We start from the raw sequence: 4840 nt of genomic DNA, 5'->3' as shown, positions 1-4840 counted from the left end.
CCAGTGCTCTCACGGTTGGCGGTGTCGCCTCCCAGTCACTCTCAGAAATGCCGGCAGGTGGTGGAAGCATCTCGGGCAGTATCTGCCTGCGACCCAAGCTGGTTTCTGAGGTCTGTCAAGCGGAACTGCCCCGGAGCTTTCTCCCCCCTGAACAGTTACGGCAGAAGCGATCAGGACTGCCTGGATCCGGCCAAGGTTCGGAGACGAGGATGTTTTCATTCCTGGGTCTGATACAGTAAATAAACTGCCTTGGCTGGCAGTTGCTTTCTTATCTATTCTCGCCCCATGCTGTTTTCTCCTCTTTCCGATAGCGAAAGCCAGATGATTACTGGTGGTATCACCTTCTTTGCTCCCATTGGTATCGCTAATCAAACTGGCCCTAACGCCACCAAAGCTGTTGTCCCTGCCAATCCTGCCAACGGGAATTCCAAGGGCACTAATCCTGGGATCGGTACCAATGGTGCTGACTTCATCGGCCCAGCTTTCGGCAAAGTTCCCGTGTCTTTCACTGATCCAATGAAGCCCGGATTCATTTCGGTCACAATCTAGTTCTGAATCAAGGTCAGTCTAAACTGATCGTCTCAAAGGGGCCTTAGCAGGCCCCTTTCTTGTACCCGTTCAGGTGGTGGGATGAACCTGATACTGATTGCACCTCAATCAATATGCTCCATCGACTAACGATTGTCATTAGCCTAAATTTTGTCCTGTTGGTGAGTGCCGTGTCTGCTGGGCCAGAGAACAGCCTCTCACTGCCCCGAAATCAGCCGGGCCTTACGCATCACAAATGAAAGCACTGTCTCGATGCGGGTGGTGATGTCAGCTGTGATATCCATGCCGAGCTTCACCTTGCATTGTTGGCTGCCGGATTGCAGCACGGTTCTCTCCGGCCGCAGCGTCACCTCATAGCCTCCACCAGCAGCTGCATCTGCCACGGCTGGCCGCGAATCCGGAGAGATGGACATCACCTGGCCTCTGAGTGTGCCGAAGTCGGGGTAGGGGCAGCCGGTGATGCGCAGATCGGCACCCTGGCCGATCTTCACGTTGTCGATATCCTCCGAGCGCACCAGCACCTTCGCTACAAGTTCCGTCTCACTCGGGGCGATCCGCGCCAGTTCCTGCCCCTCGGCCACCACCTGCTGGGGATTGCGCAGGGAGAGGGAATGAAGCACCCCGCTCACGGGCGCCCGCACCTGGGTGATCGCCAGGTTGCGCTCCACCTGGGCCCGCTCACCGGCACCGGTGGCCGAGTCCTGGGCCAGCACAAACAGCTCCGCCTGCTGGCGGGCCATCACCTCCTGCACCGACTGCTCAGCCTTGATGAGATTGGAGCGCCCCACCGCCAGATTGGCGCGCTTCTCATCAAGCTGGAGCGGGGCGATGGCGCCGCTCTCCACCAGCCTGGAAAAGCGCTGGTATTCGGTTTCCGCCAGATCCAGGGCGGCGGTGGCCCTTGCCACCTCCTGCCTGGCAGCGGCCACCGCCGCTGCGCTTTCACTCACCAGCGCCTGCTGCTGCCGCTCCAGGGCAGAGCGTCTGTTGGCCAGTTCGTCGCGCTTGCCCTCCAGATCAGCGGGGTCGAGTTCAGCGATCATGTCGCCCTGCCGCACCGTCTGGTTGCTGTGCACGCGCAGCGCGCGCAGCCGGCCCGCCAGTGGGGATTGGATCACGCTCGTCTCGCCGCTGGGGCGGATCTGCCCCGGGCCGCGCACCACCACCCGATAAGGCCACACCGCCAGCAGCCCAAGCCCCGCCGCGAAGCTGCCCATCATCAGCAGCCCCACCGCCCGCACCCAGGGCCGCACGGAAGGCAGGAATTCCTCGGCTGTGGCATCGCGCAGCACCAGGCCCGACCCCAGCGGCGGGACAGCCAGGCCGTCCTCCGGCCGGCGAGGCTGGAGCAGGATCCGGCTGCTGCCGGCAGGCGGGCCGTTCGGGGAGGCGGGCGTCGTCATGCCGGCAGCAGGTAGGGGGTGAGGGTGTCGACCTCCCGCAGGTCGTGGGGGGCGCCCTGCACTTTCACCACCCCGTGCTCGAGGTACACCACCCAGTCGGCACGCAGGATCACGCTGGGCCGGTGGCTGATCATCACCGTGGTGAGGCCCCGGCGCAGGGGCAGCAGATTGTCCAGCAGTCGGCGCTCCAGCACTGGATCGAGGGCGGCAGTGGATTCATCGAGGATGAGCACCGGCGGGCGCGCCACCAGGGCGCGGGCGATGGCAAGACGCTGGCGCTGGCCCCCGGAGATATTGGCACCGAATTCCCCCAGCCTGGTCTGGTAGCCATCGGGCAGCTCGCGGATGAACTCATCGGCCAGGGCCGCCTCACAAGCCGCCACCACCTGATCGAAACTGGCATCGGGATAGGTGAGGCGGAAGTTCTCCAGGATGGTGCGGGTGAAGAACTGGGGCTCCTGGGGGATCAGCGCCACCTGCTGGCGCAGGCATTCCAGCGAGATGTCCCTGAGGCCATAGGGGCCGTAGTGGATCGTTCCCTTCTGGGGCGGATAGAGGCCGGCCAGCAGCTTCACCAGCGTGCTCTTGCCACAGCCCGATTCGCCGATCAGAGCCGTGACCCGCCCGCCTGGAATCGTGAGGCTGAAATCCTCCAGCAGCTCCACCCGGCCGGCATGGTGAAAGGTGAGCTTCTCGCAGCGGATCTCGCCGCCCAGGGGCAGGGCCACCCAGGGCTTGTCCATCGCCCGGTGATCCTCCACGCTGCCATCGAGCACCTCACCCAGACGCTGGAACACCACCTGGGCCGTGATGAAGTCGCTGGCGAAACCCACCAGGGCAGCCAGGAATCCCAGCACATTGGTGCCCATGCCGTTGAAGGCGAGCAACTGGCCGATGCTGAGCTCTCCGGCGATCACGAAGCTGCTGCCGTACCAGAGCAGCGCCAGGGTGGTGACGCTGGAGAGCAGGCTGGTGGTGGTGGAACTGAACAGCGACAGCTGCAGGGTGTTCCAGCGCAGGTGGGAGAGGGTGCCGAAATTGCTCTGATACTCGTCCCACACCTGGGGGGTGGCTTCGGTGGTCTTGAGCACCTGGGCGCCCCGGAAGGCCTCCACCAGAAAGCCCTGGTTCTCGGCTGATTCCACGATCAACCGGCGGGTTTTCTGGCGCAGGGCCGGCAGAAAAACCAGATTGGCGCCCACCACCAGCACGAACGCCAGCAGGGAGGCGGCGGTGAGGGCGGGGCTGTAGGCCAGCATCAGCGCCAGAGACACCGCGGCGATGAACAGCTGGCTGGGCAGGCCAAGCACCACATCACCGATCAAACCATTGATCAGACTCACATCGCCGATGCGGCTCACCACCTCACCACTGCGGTGGCTGTCGAAGTAGGTCATCGGCAGCCGCAGCAGCTTGTGGCCGTACTCCAGGAGCATTCCCAGCTGCAGCCGCTGGGCGAAGTGCCCCACCAGATGGCCCTGCAACAGGGAGATGAGATTGCGGAACAGGAACAGCAGCAACATGCCGATGCCCAGGGTGGTGAGCAGCTGGGTATCGCGCCGCACGAGCACGTCATCGGTGAGCAGCTGCATCAGCAGCGGCATGCCCAGGGCCAGCAGGCCGATCACCGCATTGATGGCCAGGGCCTGCAGCAGCAGGCCGCGGTAGGGCAGGGCCAGGCGCAGGAAGCGGAGGAAGGGCGCGCGAGGGGCCTCCTCCTGGGCCCTGAGGCGGTTGAGGTCGGGCTCCAGCAGCAGCATCACGCCGTTGCTCCAGCCCGCCAGCAGCTCGGGCCGCCGCAGCCAGCGCAGGCCCACGGCCGGATCGGCGATCAGGAACCGCTGGCCTTGGTGCCGATGCAGCACCACCCAGTGATTGCCCTTCCAGTGGAGGATGGCTGGCAGGGATATGGCGTCCAACTGGTCCAGCAACCCGGCTTCGGCTCGCACCGCCCTGGCATGGAAGCCCACCGCATCGGCGCCGCGGCGCAGCCCCAGCAAGGTGGTGCCCGTGGAGCCGGTGCCCATGAACTCCCGTACCCGTGCCATCGGCAGCCGCTTACCGAACTGCAGGGCCACGGTGGCCACGCAGGCTGCCCCGCAGTCCTCCTCGGCATGCTGGATGACGCAGGCGTGACGAGGCATGGGCAGGTGTAGGAGGAGCTCTGGTTGATGATCAACCCCACTCTGGCCTGGCCAGTGCATCACAGGCGGTCTCGGCCTGTGATCCAACCCGAATTCAAGCTGTCGACAAGGATCCAGCAGCGACAAATTCCCCGCGTGCTGTTGCGACCCCTGAATGCTTACGGAAATAACAACCTGGGATGTAGATGAGTTGTCCAGAATCGACGCAGCGCTTGTAGTGTCAGCTCAGGTAAAATCACGTAGCGATCCTTGCCACCTCGAGTTTGAGGCCTTCGGTGGTTCTTAAGCCCAAGCTGTAAACCACAAGCAAGAAGATGCGAAAGCGCACTTTCCTGACGGAGTTGATTAAAAAGCGAACCTCTTACTTTGTGGGGATATCAGGGAGTGACATTGGGCTCTTCTGCTTGATGATTTTCCCCCACTCCACTTCTCGGTTCAGAACGTAACGATGAAGAAATACAAGACTTGCAACTTGCACATTGACCGTGTTCGGCGCGTAGCGATTCAACATCCAGGAAAAGTAGCTTTTTAGTTCGTCCGCACTCAGGTCATCTGGGCATCGATTGAAGTATTTGGCTGCTTTCCACAAGTACTGGCAGTAAGTTTCGATCGTTCTATCTCGCTTTCTCTGCAGCCGTAGCGCCTGCTCATAAGCGGCAAGCAACTTCTTGAGGGCACCTCGAAAAAAGAGGAATTCCAAGCCTGCAGTCATCTACAAAAAAACGCCTTACGGCGCCAAGGGGT

General features: G+C 62.4%; 4 protein-coding genes. 1 reads left to right on the top strand and 3 read right to left on the bottom strand.

What is annotated here, in order from left to right; genetic code table 11:
• The first annotated feature begins 285 nt into the window (after positions 1-285).
• Complete coding sequence (locus AC01FP_RS16050) at positions 286-549, top strand: hypothetical protein (RefSeq protein WP_474481675.1); 264 nt, start codon at positions 286-288, stop codon at positions 547-549.
• 197 nt (positions 550-746) lie between these two features.
• Here AC01FP_RS16050 and AC01FP_RS16045 read toward each other — a convergent pair whose 3' ends face one another.
• From AC01FP_RS16045 to AC01FP_RS16035, 3 genes are all read right to left on the bottom strand, one after another.
• Positions 747-1952, bottom strand: a complete 1206-nt coding sequence (locus AC01FP_RS16045) for an HlyD family secretion protein (protein WP_474481674.1) — start codon at positions 1950-1952, stop codon at positions 747-749.
• Positions 1949-4096 (bottom strand): peptidase domain-containing ABC transporter, encoded by a 2148-nt coding sequence (locus tag AC01FP_RS16040; protein ID WP_474481673.1) that lies wholly within the window; start codon positions 4094-4096, stop codon positions 1949-1951. The genes AC01FP_RS16045 and AC01FP_RS16040 overlap by 4 nt, the downstream gene beginning before the upstream one ends.
• A gap of 361 nt (positions 4097-4457) precedes the next feature.
• The gene (locus AC01FP_RS16035; RefSeq protein WP_474481672.1) at positions 4458-4808 is read right to left on the bottom strand and encodes a phage integrase N-terminal SAM-like domain-containing protein; all 351 of its coding nucleotides are present in this window, start codon (positions 4806-4808) and stop codon (positions 4458-4460) included.
• Positions 4809-4840 lie beyond the last annotated feature (32 nt).

Source organism: Cyanobium sp. NIVA-CYA 375 (assembly GCF_056108345.1).
This window is presented reverse-complemented; position numbering and strand designations above follow the sequence as displayed.